Here is a 17,304-nt window from a genome sequence, read left to right as displayed (position 1 = left end):
ATGATTGGAAAGAGAAAGAGTCCAGCTGGAAGCTTTGACCTCCATAGTCCAGCCAGGCTTCTCCTCAGCAATCATTGCCTCATTTACTGCGAACTTTTCCTTTATGGCCTGTATCCCCCATCGTCATGCTCGCCTACAGAGTTAGAGCTCTGGCTGGCGTGAAAATTTCCGCTGTTGGATATTGACACATCGTTGTTGCTGCCTTTACTACGGTCTTTACCATTATTCATGTTGCCTCCTTCCTTCAATTCGTTATTTCCATTATTTCAGTTATTTCCGTTATTGCCGTTATTGTTGTTATTTCCGTTATTTCCGTTATTTCCGTTATTTCCATTGCCCACTGCTTCCAAACCGACTCTATTTGCTTTCGCGTCGAGATCACCGATTTTGAAGGTTGGTATATCCGTGGTATTGGTCTCTAAATAGGTAACGCCATCCCAGTCCGGTAGCGGCGTGGGGATGGCAATGAGCTGGCCCGGATTCTGGGAGTCAAAACGCAGCAGCATGGCGGTGTCTTCGTGCGTGGTGTTGTGGCAATGCTCCATATATGTACCCACAAATTCTCTTATACGGATAGCAAAATCAACACTTTGAAGCGTATCTGGCAAATCACCAATACGATACACGTCTTTACGCGCCCATTTCTCCCATTCGGGCGGAAGCAGTCCACCGCGTTTGAGAATCTGGCCTTCCTCGAAGTGCACATGTATCGGGTGGCTCCAACCGGCTCCACCATTCACAAGGTGCCAGATTTCAACGCTGCCCTTGTCAGGCGCGGCAGATAGCCGGCGCGGATCCATAGTAAACCCTTGCCCGCCATCGGTCTTAATGGTCCATGGGTTGAAATCTTCACCATTCGCACGTCCGAATTCAAACGTGCGATGCGTCGCATTGTTGAGCTCTTCTGCGGTGAACGTCGGCAGCGGAATCATTTGTTTCTTGCCTGGCTCAAAATCAGCAGGATTCATGCTCAAGTCTTTGCCGTTGTAGGCTTGTACCCGGAACTCAAGAAACTTGCCCACTGCTGGATCGCCCTGATATTGCCCTGACAGGATATCTTCCAGTGGGATCTCTTGATTAGGCCGCCTGCCATTTTGATGTTCCAGCACATTGACAAAATGGAGTTTGTCACCTGGCTGGAATTGACTGAAGTCTACGATGATGTCATAGCGCTCCGCGATGCCCAGTGACGGAAGAATAGCATCCTGAAAGCGGACAGCATGTTCCATCACATTACCATCATTGGCGATCATATGGAACGGCACCCGTTGGCCGGCTGCATTCACCAGCGCAATTTTGAACCAGCGCGCTACACTGGCATTCAGGATACGGAAACGGTAGCGGCGCGCCCGCACCTCAAAGAAAGGTTTGAGCAATCCGTTCACCGTCATCTGGTCTCCGAGGAAGCCATCATTTTGGAAAATGTTGAAGAAAAGTTGGCCGTTCTGATCCCAGGCTTTGTCGGCAACCATCAAGTTAACGTCATAGTCACGATTCCCCCAATCAAGGGCGGTGCCACTCGGCAAGCGCAGGTTGACACCGTCATCCAGCCCTTCGTTGCCACGATCGAGTGCGCTGTAGAAATTTGACATGGCAGCATTGCCTTTATAGACATTCTGTGCCGTAAAATTGAACATGTGGTCATGAAACCAGTGGGTGCTCATGGTTTCGCGAAAATCCCCACGGATGCGCATGATGCCTCCCTTCCCATCGGGAGCACCTGCTCTGGGATCCGATTTGTCCGTATTGATGGTATCGTGCCCAGCGAGGATCATAGGCCAACGATAGTCATAAAACTGGCCCGGAAAGAAAAAAGCCGCCGTGAAACCATCACTTTCGGCTGGATGGTGGCCATTGTGCTCATGCGTCGTAATGGTATGTCTGCCAAAGCCGTTGTTCGCGCCCTCATCGATCGGCAGCGCATTGTAATGGCGAAACAGGATGGGCTCACCATAGCGCGCTATAATCATTTTCGGTGGGAAGGTACCGTCAAACGTCCATACCGAATTCGGATTCTGGACAGGTAATTCGGGATGGAGACGCACCTCGATCCCAGCGGTGCTCCCTTCAAAACCAGTAGTCCCCGTAGTGTTATGATAGAGACCGCCGGGCGCAAATTCACCTACGGCATAACGATGTCGCTGCTGATCATTACGCAGTCCCTCGTTTCTGCGTGCGCCAGACTGGGCTGTGTGTATCCATACCTGCGGAAAGAACTCAAGCCAGCGCTGATGGGCATAAAATTCGCCAGGTGGGCGCCCTTCGTACGCCGTTTGATCTAGTTTGCCGGTATGAGTTTCAATCAGCTCCTGCCAAGGATTCGGCAGTGCTATATTCACTTGCTCTGTCGGGAAGGGATGGATCGGCTCCCTCAGAAACGCATCAAGCGCTGCTCCATTTGGAGAACTCCTGATATTGTTTGGCTCTGGAAAAGTCGAGGTGCAATCGCGGCATTCAACCAGGGGTTGTGAGCCCATTTCCTCAAGCATCAGCATTTTCTGCGAAAAAGGGGTGGCGCTAAAGAGTGGGCTCGGTGATGCTCCAGTCGGAATGTCAAAGCCGCCACTTGTTCCACCACCTGTTTGTGCTAACGAGGCACCGCACAGGAGTGCTGCAGTCAGGCAGAGGGAAAAAACTCCCAGGCCCTTCATTTGTTTCTGCATCCTGTTTAATCGTTGGCGCTGCGGCCTTGTAGCTGAATGATAGTTGATAGCAGGAACTGCCAAGCTGCCAGATAAATTTATTGATTGCATAGTAACCTCCTTTTGTTTCCGTTTGAATAACTCCTTTATTGTTATTGCCCAGCCAGCTAATTCAGCCGGTCGGATCGATACTGAGCGCCTCCTTATATTTACTTATTGACAGGAAGAAGCACAGTTGCTTCCTGGAATAGATCACCTGAATTCGGATGGCAAGACTGCATGCCATCCGGTCAGGTTGCTGCTACTTCCTCTTCTTGCCGCTAATAAGAAGCTATTTCGATTCGTTACTACTGGTAATTAATCTACTTTGCTTCTCCAGATAATCGATGAGTGCTGCTACATCGATATCACTTAGTTGCAGATTCGGCATGGATAATTCCTTGAACTTCTGATAAAGCGCCAGCGCGATGGGATCTTTTTCAGCCAAGACTACATCCGGCTCCTTGATCCAGCGGAACAACCAGTCGCGATCTCGTTGTGATGTTACTTGCAACAGATCAGGACCAAGTCTGTCGCCCGCGCCTATGGTGTGACATGAACTACAGCGCGTATTAAAAAGATAATTCCCCCGCGAAAACCCTTGGATCTCACGCGCATCGGCATAGCTTTTCTGCTCTTCACGCTGCATCCGCTTATTCTGCATCTGATAGCCGATCAGATTGACCAACACTTGAGAATTATCGCCTAGAGAGCGTTTCGTCCAGCGTCCCGTAGCCTCGTTACCAACTAGCACGCTCAGATTATGATTATCTAATTGATCTGCAGGATCTTGCGAACCCAGTAACCCCAGCTTCCGGCGCAAGAGCGTAATATCCGCTTCTTTGCCAGTAAGAAATTGCCAGCCAGGGGCAACACCAAACTTCTCTGCATACTCCTTGAGCACTGCAGGAGTGTCATGTGCCGGATCAATCGTAATGGAGTAGATAAACACATCACTCCCCACACGATCACCAAGGAGCGCTTGCAAGTGCCGCAACCGCGCTGTTTCCAGCGAACAGGAAAGTTTGCAGTTGGTGAAGATGAAATTGATCACAACTACCTTACCCTTGATGAGGTCATCATAGAAGCGGACATCTTTCCCATCCTGATTGACAAGATTAATATTAGGAAAATAATCCGCCCCCCACGGTGAACCCGGTGGAGCGCCCCGCGTGGGGCCGCTCTCAAGTGCCAGGGCTATTCCGATGAAGAAGAGAATGGCTAACAGGTTTGACCTCAATAGCCCTACTAAACTTTTTCTCATCATTTCTTTCTCCTTTATTCATGAGACCTCCGCATTACTGTGTTTTTAGAGTCTTTCTGTGTATGTATGATTCAAAGAATCAATCACTTAAAAACACTAAAACTATCCAAAAAGCCAGTTATGCAGAGGTCTCTTCACTTCTTCAATCAGTCCAGCTTCTTGCTATTTCACGTTAGCATCACCGGTCTTGAAAGAAGGTACATCTGTTTCGTTGGTTTCTACATAGTCAACACCATCCCAGTCCGGCATCGGAGTGGGGATAGCAATGACCTGGCCAGGATTCTGGGAATCCCAACGCAACAGCATGGCCGTGTCTTCGTGCGTGGTATTGTGGCAATGCTCCATATATGTACCCACAAATTCTCTTACACGGATCGCAAATTCAACACTGTCAAGCGTGTCTGGCATATCACCAATGCGATACACGTCTTTACGCGCCCATTTCTCCCATTCAGGCGGAGGCAGTCCACCGCGTTTGAGAATCTGACCCTCCTCGAAATGCACATGTATTGGGTGACTCCAACCATTTCCACCGTTCTTAAGGTGCCAGATTTCAATGCCGCCCTTGTCAGGCGCGGCAGACAACCGGCGCGGATCCATATTGAGCCCTTGCCCACCATCGGTCTTGATGGTCCATGGTTTGTCATCTGAGCCATTCGCGCGCCCGAATTCAAACGTGCGATGTTTTGCATTTGCGAGTTCTTCAGCGGTGAATCCCGGCAGCGGGATCATTTGTTTCTTCCCTGGCTCAAAATCGGCAGGATTCATGCTCAAATCTACGCCATCGTAGGCTTTCACCCGGAACTCGAGAAACTTGCCAACTACCGGATCACCCTTATATTTTCCTGATACCACCTGGTCAAGCGGGATCTGTTTATTGGGACCTTTGCCGTCCTTATGTTCCAGCACGTTGACAAAATAGAGTTTGTCACCGGGCTTGAATTGACCGAAGTCCACAACGATGTCATAGCGTTCCGCGATGCCTTGTGATGGAAGTACAGCATCCGAGAAGCGGACAGCATGTTCCATCAAATTTCCATCATTGGCGACCATATGGAACGGCACCGGTTGTCCGGCTGCATTCACCAGCGCGACCTGGAACCAGCGTGCCACGCTGGCATTCAGGATGCGGAAACGGTAGCGGCGCGCACGCACTTCAAAATAAGGCTTGTACGCCCAGTTCACCGTCATCTGATCTCCGAGAAAACCATCGGTTTGAAAAATGTTAAAGAAAAGCTGCCCGTTCTGATCCCACGCTTTGTCGGCAAGCGCCAGATTGACGTCATAGTCACGATTCCCCCAATCCAGAGCGGTGCCACTCGGGAGACGCAGGTTGACACCATCATCCATCCCTTCGTTGCCACGGTCGAGCGCACTGTAATAATTCATCATGGCAGCATTGCCTTTATAGACATTCTGCGATGTGAAATCGAGCATGTGGTCGTGAAACCAATGCGTACTCATGGTTTCACGATAGTCTCCGCGAATGCGCATGATGCCGCCGTTCCCATCGGGAGTACCCGCCCTGGGATCCGATTTGTCCGTATTGATGGTATCGTGCCCAGCGAGGATCATAGGCCAGCGATAGTCAAAGAATTGCCCTGGGTAGAAGTAGGCATGCGCGAAGCCATCGCTCTCAGCCGGATTGTGGCCATTATGCTCGTGCGTTGAGATGAGATGAAAGCCAAAGCCGTTGTTCGTCTTCTCATCGATCGGCAGTGCGTTGTAATGGCGAAATACCATGGGAACGCCATAACGTGCTACAACCAACTTGGGTGGGAATGTCCCATCAAACGTCCACACCGAATTAGGCTGCTGCACAGGCATTTTGGGATGAAGACGTGGCTCGATGCCAGCTGTCGTCCCTTTAGAGCCAGCACGACCCGTGGTGTTATGGTACAAACCACCCGGCGCGAATTCGCCATTGCTCCAGCCATGTCTCTGCCCCTTGTCACGAAATCCCGTGTTTGTGCGTGCACCGGCCTGCGCTGTTTGAACATATGTCTCCGGTGGAAACTCATTCCAGCGTTGATGGGAGTAAAATTCTCCTCCCGGGCGCCCTTCGGTTGCTGAAAATTTGAGTGGCCCGGTATGGGTTTCAATCAAACTCTGCCACGGATTCGGCATCACTATGTTCGCTTGCTCCGTTGGAAAGGGATGAATCGGTTCCTTCAAAAATGTATCGAGCGCCATACTATCCGGTGAGCTGTGGGTGTCGTTGGGCTGCGGCAAGGTTGAGGCGCAATCAGAACATTTGCTCAGTGGCAGTGAATTCATCTCCTCAAACAGCAGCATTTTTTGCGAAAATGGCTTTGCACCAAAGAGCGGGCTCGGTGGTGCTCCGGTCGGAATATTGAATCCGCCAGATGCGTGTGCTAATGAGGCGCCATACAGGACTGCTGCAGTTAGACAGAGGGGAAAAAAACCCAGTCCCTTCATTTGTTTCTGCATCCTGCTTGATCGTCGGTACTGTGGCTTTGTGGCTGAATGATTTTTGATAGCAGAAGTTTCCAAGCTACCAGACAAATTTATTAATTGCATAGTAACCTCCTTTTGTTGTTGTGATGACTTCTACTTCTTATAATTACAGCTTCATTGCTCTAGCCAGCTAAGGTCCCAGCTGGCCGGATCAATACTTAATGCCTTGACTTATGTTGCTACTGCTTCCTGGAACAGATCATCTGAATTCGGATGGCAAGAGTGCATGCCATCCGCGCAGATTGGTGCTACTTTCTCTTCTCACCGCTGATAAGAAGCCATTTCGATTCGTTACTCTTGGTAATGAATCTGCTTTGCTTCTCCAGATAGTCGATGAGTGCTGCTACCTCGCCGTCACTTAGCTGCAGATTCGGCATGGGTAATTCCTTGAATTTCTGATAAAGCGCCAGCGCGATGGGATCTTTTTCAGCCAAGACCACATCCGGCTCCTTGATCCAGCGGAACAACCAGTCGCGATCTCGCTGTGATGTTACTTGCAACAGATCAGGACCAAGTCCGTGGCCCGCGCCTATGGTGTGACATGAACTACAGCGCGTGTTAAAAAGATATTCCCCCCGCGGCGAATATCCTCGGATCTCACGCGCAGCGGCATAGCTTTTTTGCTCTTGACGCGGTATCCGCTTATTCTGCATCTGATAGCCGATCAGATTGACCAACACTTGAGGATTGTCGCCTAGAGAGCGTTTCGTCCAGCGTCCTGTGGCCTCGTTACCAATCAGCACGCTTAAATTATGATTCTCCAATTGATCTGCAGGATCTTGCGGACTGAGTAACCCCAGCTTCTGGCGCAAGAGCGTAATATCTGCTTCTTTGCCAGTAAAAAATTGCCAACCGGGGCCAACACCAAACTTCTCTGCATACTGCTTGAGCACTGCGGGAGTGTCATGTGCTGGATCAATCGTAATGGAGTAGATAAACACATCACGCCCCACACGATCACCAAGGAGCGTTTGCAAGTGCCGCAACCGCGCTGTTTCCAGCGAACAGGAAAGCTTGCAGTTAGTAAAAATGAAATTGATTACAACGACCTTATCTTTGATAAGGTCATTGTAGAAATGGACATTTTTCCCATCCTGATTGACAAGATTAATATTAGGAAAATAATCTGCTCCCCACGGCGAACCCTGGGGAGCGCCCAGCGTGAAGCTGCTTCCCAGAGTCAGTACAATTCCGAAGAGTAAGTGCTTGACTGAAAGGCTTGATCTACTTAGTCTTGCGAAACAATCCTTTATCATTTCTTTTCTCCTCCCTTCAAACTGTTATTCCCGTTGTTTCCCTCTTCCAAACCGACTCTATCTGCTTGCGCGTTGAGATCGCCGGCTTTGAACGTTGGTATATCCGTGACGTTGGTTTCTACATAGCTAACTCCATCCCAGTCCGGCATTGGCGTGGGGATAGCAACGACCTGGCCCGGATTCTGGGAGTCCCAGCGCAACAGCATGGCCATGTCTTCGTGCGTGGCATTGTGGCAATGCTCCACATAAGAACCATTGAATTCCCGCACGCGCATTACGACATCGACGCTTTGAAGGCTATCTGGTAAGTCACCGATACGATACACGTCTTTACGTGCCCATCTTTCCCATTCAGGCGGAGGCAATCCACCTCTTTTCAGGATCTGACCTTCCTCGAAGTGAATATGTACTGGGTGATCCCAACCGCCGCCACCGTTCACAAGGTGCCAGATTTCAACGCCGCCCTTGTCAGGTGCGGCAGACAGTCGGCGCGGATCCATACCGTATCCTTGCCCGCCATCCGTCTTAATGGTCCATGGCTTGTCATCTGTGCCATTCGAGCGTCCGAACACAAACGTGCGATGCGTTGCATTGTTGAGTTCTTCCGCAGTAAACGTCGGCAGTGGAATCATTTTTTGCTTGCCCGGTTCGAAGTCAGCAGGATTCATGCTCAAGTCTGTGCCATCGTAGGCTTGTACCTGGAACTCAAGAAATTTGCCCACTGCTGGATCGCCCTGATATTGTCCTGACAGGATATCTTCCAGTGGGATCTCTTGATTGGGACCTCTACCATTCTTATGTTCCATTACGTTGACAAAATAAAGTTTGTCACCAGGCTGGAATTGACTGAAATCCACGATGATGTCATAGCGCTCCGCGATACCCTGTAGCGGAAGTACAGCATTCGGGAAGCGGACAGCATGTTCCATCACGTTACCGTCATTGGCGATCATGTGGAATGGCACCCGTTGGCCGGCTGAGGTTACCAGCGCAATTTTGAAATAGCGCGATATGCTGCCATTCAGAATGCGAAAACGGTAGCGGCGTGCACGCACTTCAAAGAAAGGTTTCAACAACCCGTTCACCGTTACTTGATCTCCGAGGAAGCCATCGGTTTGAAAAATGTTGTAGAAAAGTTGACCGTTCTGGTCCCAGGCTTTATCGGCAATCAGCAGGTTGACATCATAGTCACGATTCCCCCAATCGAGGGCTGTACCACTTGGGAAACGCAGGTTGACACCGTCATCCAGCCCTTCGTTGCCGCGATCGAGTGCGCTGTAATAATTCATCATCCCTATGTTGCCCTTATAGACATTTTGCGCAGTGAAATCGTGCATGTGGTCATGGAACCAATGCGTGCTCATGGTTTCGCGATAGTCTCCGCGAATGCGCATGATGCCTCCCTTACCATCGGGAGCACCCGCTCTGGGATCCGATTTGTCCGTATTAATGGTGTCGTGCCCAGCAAGGATCATGGGCCAGCGATAGTCATAGAACTGCCCTGGGTAGAAGTAGGCATTAGCGAAGCCATCGCTCTCAGCTGGATTGTGGCCATTATGCTCGTGCGTCGTAATGGTATGTCTGCCAAAACCGTTGTTCGCGCCCTCATCAATCGGCAGCGCATTGTAATGGCGGAATAAGATGGGTTCCCCATAGCGCGCCATGATTAGCTTAGGTGGAAATGTCCCGTCGAATGTCCACACCGAGTTGGGTTGCTGCACAGGCATTTTAGGATGAAAACGTACCTCGATACCCGCAGTGGTCCCTTCAAAGCCAGCATAACCCGTGGTGTTATGGTACAAACCACCTGGCGCGAATTCACCTTTACTCCACTCATGTCTCTGCCCCTTGTTACGAAGTCCCGTGTTTATACGTGCGCCGGCCTGCGCTGTTTGAATGTATCTCTCCGGTAGGAACTCATGCCAGCGTTGATGCGCGTAAAATTCCCCGGCCGGGCGCCCTTCAATTGACGTAAAACTTAGCGGTCCGGTATGGGTCTCAATCAAATCCTGCCACGGATTCGGTAGCACTATGTTTGCTTGCTCCGTGGGAAAGGGATAAATCGGTCCCTTCAGAAACGCATCGAGCGCCGCACTACCCGGTGAACTCCCGGTATCACTCGGTTGTGGTAAGGTTGAAGTGCAGCCCGAACACTTGTTCATTGGCAGTGAATTCATCTCCTCAAGCAATAGCATTTTTTGCGAAAATGGTGTTGCACCAAAAAGCGGGCTCGGTCCCGCTCCAGTCGGAATATCGAATCCGCCACTTGCACGTGCTGCCTGGGTGCCATTCAGGATTGCTGCTATCAAGCAGAGAAAAAAAACATCCGTAACGCTCCACTGCCTCTGCGCTTTGTTCAATCTTCGGCGAACCAGCCTTACGGAAGGACTTGCAAAAATATCATTGATAATAGAAGCCACCAAACTGCGAAAAACATTTATTAGTATTATTATTAGTTGCATATTGATCCCCATTCGTTTACATGATCTCCTTTCGTTTAAATAAATGTTGATCTGGCCAGATCAACCTTGCTTTACCATCCTGCTATTCGTTGGCTAAAAGTGCGTCTTTCGATGATAGATCCCGTAGATCCCATGAATTAGGACGTCAAAGTTGCAATCCATCCGACCCCACTAGTGCCTACGAACTCAATTGAAGTTAAGCTTTCCTTTAGCTTTATATAAAGCACATTCCATGCCATAATTTTTTTGATATATAAAACATGGAGTTATACAGATATTAATTTTTCGATTTGCACGATGTAAAGATTCTCGACAACTGGTAAGAATTTTCTTTACAAACTGATAAAGGTTTTCTTTGGCTTTCAAACAGCTTTGAATAAGGGATGGGATTTTTTTACTTGCTGATAAAGGCTTTCTTTATCTTTCAGGCGGCTTTGAACGGGGAATGAGTGGTATCTTGCCAATATTTCTTTGAGGCAGCTTTCTTCATCAAGATTAAGTAATTGAAATCAAATAGAAATAATAAAATTATGAATATCTATATATTCAGTGTAAATAATTCCGACACTAAATGTCGTTAATAAGCAACTTTCCAGCAGTAATTTATTGAACATATTATCCCTTCTGCTGCTAACTGAGTGCCATAAAAATTACCAAGGCTTTAAGTTATTGTGATTAATTAATCAGTTACATTAACCCTTATCATCCTATATACACAATGGTGTAAATAATTTCGACACCAAATGTTGCCAATAGGCAACTTCCCAGTAGTTACTTATTGAACATTCATTGAATATATTGCCCCTTCTGCTGCTAACCGAGCGCCATAAAAATTACCAAGGCTTCAAGTTATTGTGGTTAATCAAGCGGTAACATTAATCTTTATCTTTCTATATACATAATTGTGATAAGCAAATGAAATAATATTATTTCTATGCATAAAGAATGGCTGGTAAAGTTTGCATCCATAGAATCAATACACTATCTCAACGCAATGATAAACAGCACGACACCACAAAACAGTCAATCGATTTCACAAGAGATCAAGCAGGAGATCTTGCAAGCTATTGCCCGTATTCAATTTGGCTCAGTCGAAATCGTGATTCATGACGGCCAGGTCATGCAAATCGAGTGTCGCGAAAAAATTCGCATCCATCACGCTGACCTTATTCGCAAAATCAAATAACAAATTAACAACTTAACTCAAATCATGTTTTATCAGAAACCTAGCATCGCCTCGACCAGAAAACTGGAGAAAGAAAAAAATACACAGCAATGGTCTGACTGGATTACCGGAAGAACATTGGGGAGAAATGAATGAAATATTCTTGGCGAACCATTTTGCTTATTGCAGCAAATGTATTGCCTATTGCCTCGATTCAGGCAAATGGAGGTTCTGTAACACTTAAAAATTCTCAGGTTGCGCAGCAGCCCATGTTACAAGTGGTACAAGCAACTGAAGGTGATTCCTACAAATGGGCAATCAAACCTAAGGAACAAGCGGCAACGCAGCGAGATGCGCAATCAACTGCACAACCTGCCGCTGCCAAAGCAGATGCTCCGCAGAAGACAACCTATTTTCAGCGTGCGCGCAGCTATGCTACGCACCCTGAATCTGATCCACCCCGCTATGTGCGTAACATGGCCAGAACTGAACATCCTGAATTTAAGGATCTCCACTGGCTGGATTTTGGGTTCGATCACCGCACGCGGTATGAGCTGCGTGATGGTGATATCCGTCGCAACAGACTCTTAGTCGATAACCAATTCCTGCTGCGCACCCGCGCGTACGTGGGGATCAGACATATTCTCGATCCGTTTCGTATGGCGATTGAATTTCAGGATTCGCGAGGTTATAACAGCGAGTTTCCCAGAGATAACCGTGACTGGAACCAATATGAGTTGATTCAAACCTACGGTGAACTGTATTTCAAGGATGCACTGGGAACGGACGACCTGGGAAATAACCGCCCAATCCGAATTCGTGGTGGCCGCATGGCTTGGGAGGCAGTAGACCGCCGCTTGCTCGGTAACAATCAATGGCGCAACACCACCAATAATTTTGAAGGTTTTCGTGTTACCTTCGGGCAAGAGGGCAATGACTGGGAATTCGATGCTTGGGGCATGCAGCCTGTCATTCGCGAAATCGATGCTTTTGATGGACGTAATAAAAGTCAATGGTTCTATGGTGCAGTCGGACATTGGCGCAAGTGGTCTGACATCATCACGCTGCAGCCCTATTTCATGGGTCTCAAGCAAGATGGCAGAGATGGGCGGCAGGCTGAGCGTGATATCTATTCACCAGCCATCCGTGCCTACGGCGTGCTGCCGTATACCAACATCGATTTCGATCTGGGGGCAATCTATCAATTTGGCAGCGATAATGGTCAGAAAAAATCAGCCTGGGCTTATCTGCTTGAGTTTGGCTACTCCTTCAAACATGCCTGGAAACCCAGGCTCAGCGCCTTTTATGGTTTTGTCAGTGGTGACCGCAATCCTAAAGACAATGTCGATAATCGTTTTGAACGCTTCTTCGGATTTTCCCGTCCCTGGTCACCCGATGACTATATCGTCATGGAAAACATCAAGGCGCCCAAAATAGTATTTGAGTTTTCACCCCATAGGGATGTGTCCATCGATGGCGGTTATAGCTGGTTCTGGCTAGCTAGTGACACTGATCGATTTAACAATTTTCTAAACATTTCAACCCCTAACCCCTTCAATCGCGATCCAACCGGCCAAAGTGGGGACTTTATCGGGCAATCAATCAATGCACGCGTTAACTACAAATTGGCGCCGCTGGTCGATACGACTATTGGGTATTCGCACTTTATAAACGGGGAATTCACCAAAAACAGACAACTGGCGGCATTAGGAGAATCCAGAGACAGCTCAAATTTTTTCTACGTGGAAGTATCGATTCGAGCATTTAAATAAGAGCGTTCAAATAACTCAAACCTTATACATTAAAGGAAAAAGCATGAAAGCAAACAAATGGTTAAAAATTACCCTGCTGGTAGCAAGCTTACTGATTGGAAGTAACGCATCTGCAGATAAAGCTTTATTGAATGTTTCCTACGATCCAACACGCGAGCTTTATCAGGAATTCAATCCCGCATTCAGTAAATACTGGCAGGCACAGACTGGTGAGAAAATCACTATCCGGCAATCGCATGGAGGCTCCGGCAAACAAGCGCGCTCTGTGATTGATGGACTGGATGCGGATGTAGTCACCCTCGCATTGGCGGGAGATATCGACGCAATAGCAGCGCATGGCAAGCTTCTACCAGAGAATTGGCAAACTCGTTTGACCCATAACAGCTCACCTTATACCTCAACCATTATTTTTCTGGTACGCAAGGGAAATCCAAAAGGCATCAAAGATTGGAATGATCTTGCCAGACCAGGTATTGCAGTGATCACCCCTAACCCTAAAACATCTGGGGGTGCGCGCTGGAATTATCTCGCTGCGTGGGAATACGGCAAACAGAATTTTGGCGAAGCTAAAGCTAAAGAATTTGTCACGGATATCTTTAAAAATGTGCCGGTACTGGATTCTGGCGCACGTGGTTCAGCCACTACATTCATCGAACGCGGTATCGGCGATGTGCTCATTTCCTGGGAAAACGAAGCGTTCCTGGCACTCAAGGAATATGGCCAGGATAAATTTGAAATCATCGTACCCTCACTCAGTATCCTTGCAGAACCTACTGTTGCCCTGGTCGACAAAGTTGTCGACAAGAAAGGTACGCGCAAGGTCGCTGAAGCATATCTCCAGCACCTCTATTCGGATGAAGGCCAGGAAATTGCTGCCAAACATTTCTACCGGCCAATAAATGAAAAGATCGCTGCAAAGTATGCCAAGCAGTTCCCGGCCATCAAGCTGTTCAAAATCGATGACGCATTCGGTAGTTGGAAAAATGCGCAAAAAGCCCACTTTGATGACGGCGGTACATTTGATCAAATTTATCTGAAATAACCATGCAAGGAGTGTTGTGCAAGCAGCACTCCCAATTTGAACGTACTTTAAGGAAATAACATGAGCGTATTAATTGTAGGCGGCGATCATATCGAATCGCTTAAATGTCAGGCGATTGTATAAGGGTATACAGAAATCGAGCACTGGAGAGAGCTCAAAAAAGGATTTCTCAAACGCATGTTTTCAGGCGACATACGATTGATTGTCATAGTGTGAGCCCAATACCTTATTAATAGGAGTTTTTCTATGTATATATCAACCATTGGTATCTTTGCTGACACAGAAGGATTGTCACGCAAACTAGAGCGTATCCTGAAAGCTACCGACTATCCGGTACAACGCTCCGAAGGAGACTGGGTTACAGGATTTTTTTATAATTGCCAGCTTTCCAGTGTTTTTCAGCCTATTTTTGACACAACCGAAAACAAAACTATAGGTCATGTAGCTTATACTCGTTCTGAGTTAAATGAACAAGCTACCTCCGCTCCATGGAATACTTTTGCTCTTTCTTCGGAAGAGAATCAACTTGCCAAGCTGGATCGTTTATGCCGGATAATCCATGCCCTTAATTATTTCAACCGTACGTCCGATCAGAATAACAAATTGTTTGTCCATGTGCAGCCACGACTACTGGAAAGTGTCAAAGATGATCATGGCCAAGCATTCGAGCACGTACTGAACCTGATTGAGGTACCCACCTCGCGCGTAGTCATCGAACTTCCTCATGAAACCAATCACGATTGGAAATTTCTCAGGAAAGTCATCCAAAACTATCGCTCTCGCGGTTATCAGATTGCAACTAATTTTAGCAGCGAGAGTAATGATTGGATGTTAGAGCTCATGATGGAACTTAGTGGTCTCTACCCAGACATCATGCGTATTCAAATACGAGATCTGTTACGGCATAACGCTGCAGCTCCTCTGATAAAAACAATCCATCGTTTTAACACAACTGTTCTTGTATACGATATTGAAACAGCCGATCAAGCTACCGAAGCTGTCCATGCAGGGGTTGATTATCTACAAGGCAATTTTCTCAGCAAACCCACGCGCGACATTTATACGATTTCACCGCAGCTCATTAAAGAAAATAAAGAAGATTTGGCATCAGATTATTTTTACAAAAGAACTCACAACGGACTAAAAGATGGATACATTAAATCAAGATAATGTTTTATCAGGCTTAAATCTGATGCTGGCTTTCTGGGGATCACTCTATTGTTGTGCTTCGTTAACAGTTGCAACCATCGCACCAACTGCATCTCATGGCTGCAATTTACGTGGCAATAAAGCTTTTTGATTTTGGTGAGCTATTTGAAAAATCAGGTTGATCAAGACACATGAATAAAATCATGCAGACAATCTAAAAATAGGAACTGAAATGCTCACCCTCATCAAAAACATCTCCTGCAGCAACACATATTGATGCCTCATTTAACAGGAGTTTTTCCATGAATACCTCCACTTCCAAAACTTTTATAGTTAAAGATGAATTTGAGTTAATTCAATCGGCTACAGACTACTCTCTGGAACGTGCCGAAGATGGCTGGATAAGTGGGCAATTCTATCGTTGCAAACTAACCAGTGCTTTCCAACCCATTATCGATGTTGCTCAAAACAAGACTATAGGGCACGCTGCCCATATTCATTCGGAGTCGAATGGAGAAATTTCGCTCTCACCCTGGCAAATTTTTGCTCAAGCGACAAGTGATGAACAATTGGTTAATTTGGATCGCTTATGCCGGGCAGTGCACGCACTCAATTATTTCAATAAAGCCACCAGTTCAGATAAAAAATTATTTGTAGGCGTACACCCGCGACTTCTGGAAAGTGTTAAGGTCGATCACGGTCGTGCGTTTGAAGATTTTCTTAACCTGATAGGCATAAGAACCTCCCGAGTTACGATTGAGATTCCCTCCATCATTAATGATGACTGGGAATTACTGCAGAAAGTGATTAACAATTATCACTCACACGGCTACCAAATTGCAGCCACTTATTATAAGGGTTCAAGTAGCGCTTGGATGTCAGAGCTAGGTAGCTTATATCCGGATATCGTACGGATCAAAGCATCCTATCTGTTATATCACCATGTAATCAATGACATCATCAGAACTGTTCACCATTTTGGTGCCAAGGTTCTGGTATGGGATATTGGAACATTCGAACAGTTAACGGCTGCCAAACGTCTTGGCGCTAGTTATCTCCAAGGTAATTTTCTCAGTGAACCAGCACGAGCCATTCACACGATTTCGTCCCGATCAATCCAAGAAATCTTGTATCCGGATTTGGCACAAACACCCGAAGTAGGCAAGAAAATTTGAATCTTCTAATAGGAATTATAAAGTGAGTACATTCAAACAGCATAGCGTATTACCAGGATTTAATCTCGCGCTGGGTTTTACAATTCTTTATCTAAGTCTGATCGTACTGATCCCACTTTCGGCGGCATTCATTCGAACAGCCGAACTGACTTGGTTGGAATTCTGGGCGACAGTAACGACACCGCGCGTGTTAGCCTCGTACCGACTGACCTTTGGTGCTTCGTTTGCCGCCGCACTAACTAACGCGGTATTCGGACTGCTGGTAGCCTGGGTGTTGGTTCGTTATCATTTTCCTGGCAAAAGGATAGTCGATGCCCTGATAGATCTGCCGTTTGCCCTGCCTACTGCCGTGGCGGGAATCGCCCTTACAGCCCTTTATGCTGGTAACGGCTGGATCGGTCAGTTACTCGAACCGCTCGGGATCAAAGTTGCCTTTACCCCTATTGGTATTTATGTGGCGCTGACTTTTATTGGCTTGCCATTCGTGGTCCGCACAGTGCAGCCCGTGCTGGAAGATATCGAAACAGAACTGGAAGAAGCGGCCGCCATGCTCGGTGCGAATCGGTTGCAGACTTTCTTGCGGATCATTTTTCCAACGATTTTTCCTGCCCTCCTGACGGGTTTTGCACTGGCGTTTGCGCGTGCCATCGGAGAGTATGGTTCCGTCATATTCATCGCGGGCAATATGCCGATGATTTCGGAAATTACCCCGTTATTGATTATTACCAAGCTCGAGCAGTATGACTTTGCTGGCGCCACCGCCATTGCTGTCGTCATGCTGACCATCTCTTTCATTCTGCTACTCATTATCAACCTGTTGCAATGGTGGAGTCGCCGCCGCAACGCATTAGCGTGAGAAT

11 protein-coding genes are annotated in these 17,304 nt (G+C 47.5%); 6 read left to right on the top strand and 5 right to left on the bottom strand.

The features are described from left to right. Positions 1-266 precede the first annotated feature (266 nt). From R2Q26_RS01930 to R2Q26_RS01910, 5 genes are all read right to left on the bottom strand, one after another. Positions 267-2,753, bottom strand: a complete 2,487-nt coding sequence (locus R2Q26_RS01930; protein WP_317534720.1) for a multicopper oxidase domain-containing protein — start codon at positions 2,751-2,753, stop codon at positions 267-269. Positions 2,754-2,973: 220 nt separating this feature from the next. Beyond that, positions 2,974-3,948 (bottom strand): SCO family protein, encoded by a 975-nt coding sequence (locus R2Q26_RS01925; RefSeq protein ID WP_317534719.1) that lies wholly within the window; start codon positions 3,946-3,948, stop codon positions 2,974-2,976. A 159-nt stretch (positions 3,949-4,107) separates the two neighbouring features. Continuing rightward, positions 4,108-6,486: a multicopper oxidase domain-containing protein gene (locus R2Q26_RS01920; RefSeq protein ID WP_317534718.1), complete on the bottom strand. Its 2,379-nt coding sequence runs from the start codon at positions 6,484-6,486 to the stop codon at positions 4,108-4,110. Between the two features lie 185 nt (positions 6,487-6,671). Next, positions 6,672-7,679, bottom strand: coding sequence for an SCO family protein (locus R2Q26_RS01915; RefSeq protein ID WP_317534717.1), 1,008 nt, complete (start codon positions 7,677-7,679; stop codon positions 6,672-6,674). Further along, complete coding sequence (locus R2Q26_RS01910) at positions 7,676-10,141, bottom strand: multicopper oxidase domain-containing protein (protein ID WP_317534716.1); 2,466 nt, start codon at positions 10,139-10,141, stop codon at positions 7,676-7,678. The genes R2Q26_RS01915 and R2Q26_RS01910 overlap by 4 nt, the downstream gene beginning before the upstream one ends. Before the next feature lie 934 nt (positions 10,142-11,075). Here R2Q26_RS01910 and R2Q26_RS01905 point away from each other — a divergent pair. From R2Q26_RS01905 to cysT, 6 genes are all read left to right on the top strand, one after another. Continuing rightward, a complete protein-coding gene (locus R2Q26_RS01905) occupies positions 11,076-11,327 on the top strand; it encodes a YezD family protein (protein WP_317534715.1) in 252 nt (83 codons plus the stop codon). 131 nt (positions 11,328-11,458) lie between these two features. Beyond that, a complete protein-coding gene (locus R2Q26_RS01900) occupies positions 11,459-13,078 on the top strand; it encodes an alginate export family protein (protein ID WP_317534714.1) in 1,620 nt (539 codons plus the stop codon). Between the two features lie 43 nt (positions 13,079-13,121). Next, a complete protein-coding gene (locus R2Q26_RS01895) occupies positions 13,122-14,120 on the top strand; it encodes a sulfate ABC transporter substrate-binding protein (RefSeq protein ID WP_317534713.1) in 999 nt (332 codons plus the stop codon). A 246-nt stretch (positions 14,121-14,366) separates the two neighbouring features. Beyond that, complete coding sequence (locus R2Q26_RS01890) at positions 14,367-15,290, top strand: EAL domain-containing protein (RefSeq protein ID WP_317534712.1); 924 nt, start codon at positions 14,367-14,369, stop codon at positions 15,288-15,290. A 281-nt stretch (positions 15,291-15,571) separates the two neighbouring features. After that, positions 15,572-16,444 carry an EAL domain-containing protein gene (locus R2Q26_RS01885; RefSeq protein WP_317534711.1) on the top strand — a complete coding sequence of 291 codons (873 nt, stop codon included), beginning with the start codon at positions 15,572-15,574 and terminating at the stop codon, positions 16,442-16,444. A gap of 22 nt (positions 16,445-16,466) precedes the next feature. Next, the gene (gene cysT, locus R2Q26_RS01880; RefSeq protein WP_317534710.1) at positions 16,467-17,300 is read left to right on the top strand and encodes a sulfate ABC transporter permease subunit CysT; all 834 of its coding nucleotides are present in this window, start codon (positions 16,467-16,469) and stop codon (positions 17,298-17,300) included. The last annotated feature ends 4 nt before the right edge of the window (positions 17,301-17,304 follow it).

It is taken from the genome of Nitrosomonas sp. Is37 (assembly GCF_033063275.1).
Lineage (GTDB): Bacteria > Pseudomonadota > Gammaproteobacteria > Burkholderiales > Nitrosomonadaceae > Nitrosomonas.
The sequence above is the reverse complement of the archived record's forward strand: the minus strand, read 5'-3'. Positions and strand labels throughout refer to the sequence as shown.

What these genes read in the sequence shown, in the direction of transcription:
- R2Q26_RS01930 (WP_317534720.1), bottom strand. Translation starts at nt 2,753, where the DNA reads ATGCAATCAATAAATTTATCTGGCAGCTTGGCAGTTCCTGCTATCAAC.
- R2Q26_RS01925 (WP_317534719.1), bottom strand. Translation starts at nt 3,948, where the DNA reads ATGATGAGAAAAAGTTTAGTAGGGCTATTGAGGTCAAACCTGTTAGCC.
- R2Q26_RS01920 (WP_317534718.1), bottom strand. Translation starts at nt 6,486, where the DNA reads ATGCAATTAATAAATTTGTCTGGTAGCTTGGAAACTTCTGCTATCAAA.
- R2Q26_RS01915 (WP_317534717.1), bottom strand. Translation starts at nt 7,679, where the DNA reads ATGATAAAGGATTGTTTCGCAAGACTAAGTAGATCAAGCCTTTCAGTC.
- R2Q26_RS01910 (WP_317534716.1), bottom strand. Translation starts at nt 10,141, where the DNA reads ATGCAACTAATAATAATACTAATAAATGTTTTTCGCAGTTTGGTGGCT.
- R2Q26_RS01905 (WP_317534715.1), top strand. Translation starts at nt 11,076, where the DNA reads ATGCATAAAGAATGGCTGGTAAAGTTTGCATCCATAGAATCAATACAC.
- R2Q26_RS01900 (WP_317534714.1), top strand. Translation starts at nt 11,459, where the DNA reads ATGAAATATTCTTGGCGAACCATTTTGCTTATTGCAGCAAATGTATTG.
- R2Q26_RS01895 (WP_317534713.1), top strand. Translation starts at nt 13,122, where the DNA reads ATGAAAGCAAACAAATGGTTAAAAATTACCCTGCTGGTAGCAAGCTTA.
- R2Q26_RS01890 (WP_317534712.1), top strand. Translation starts at nt 14,367, where the DNA reads ATGTATATATCAACCATTGGTATCTTTGCTGACACAGAAGGATTGTCA.
- R2Q26_RS01885 (WP_317534711.1), top strand. Translation starts at nt 15,572, where the DNA reads ATGAATACCTCCACTTCCAAAACTTTTATAGTTAAAGATGAATTTGAG.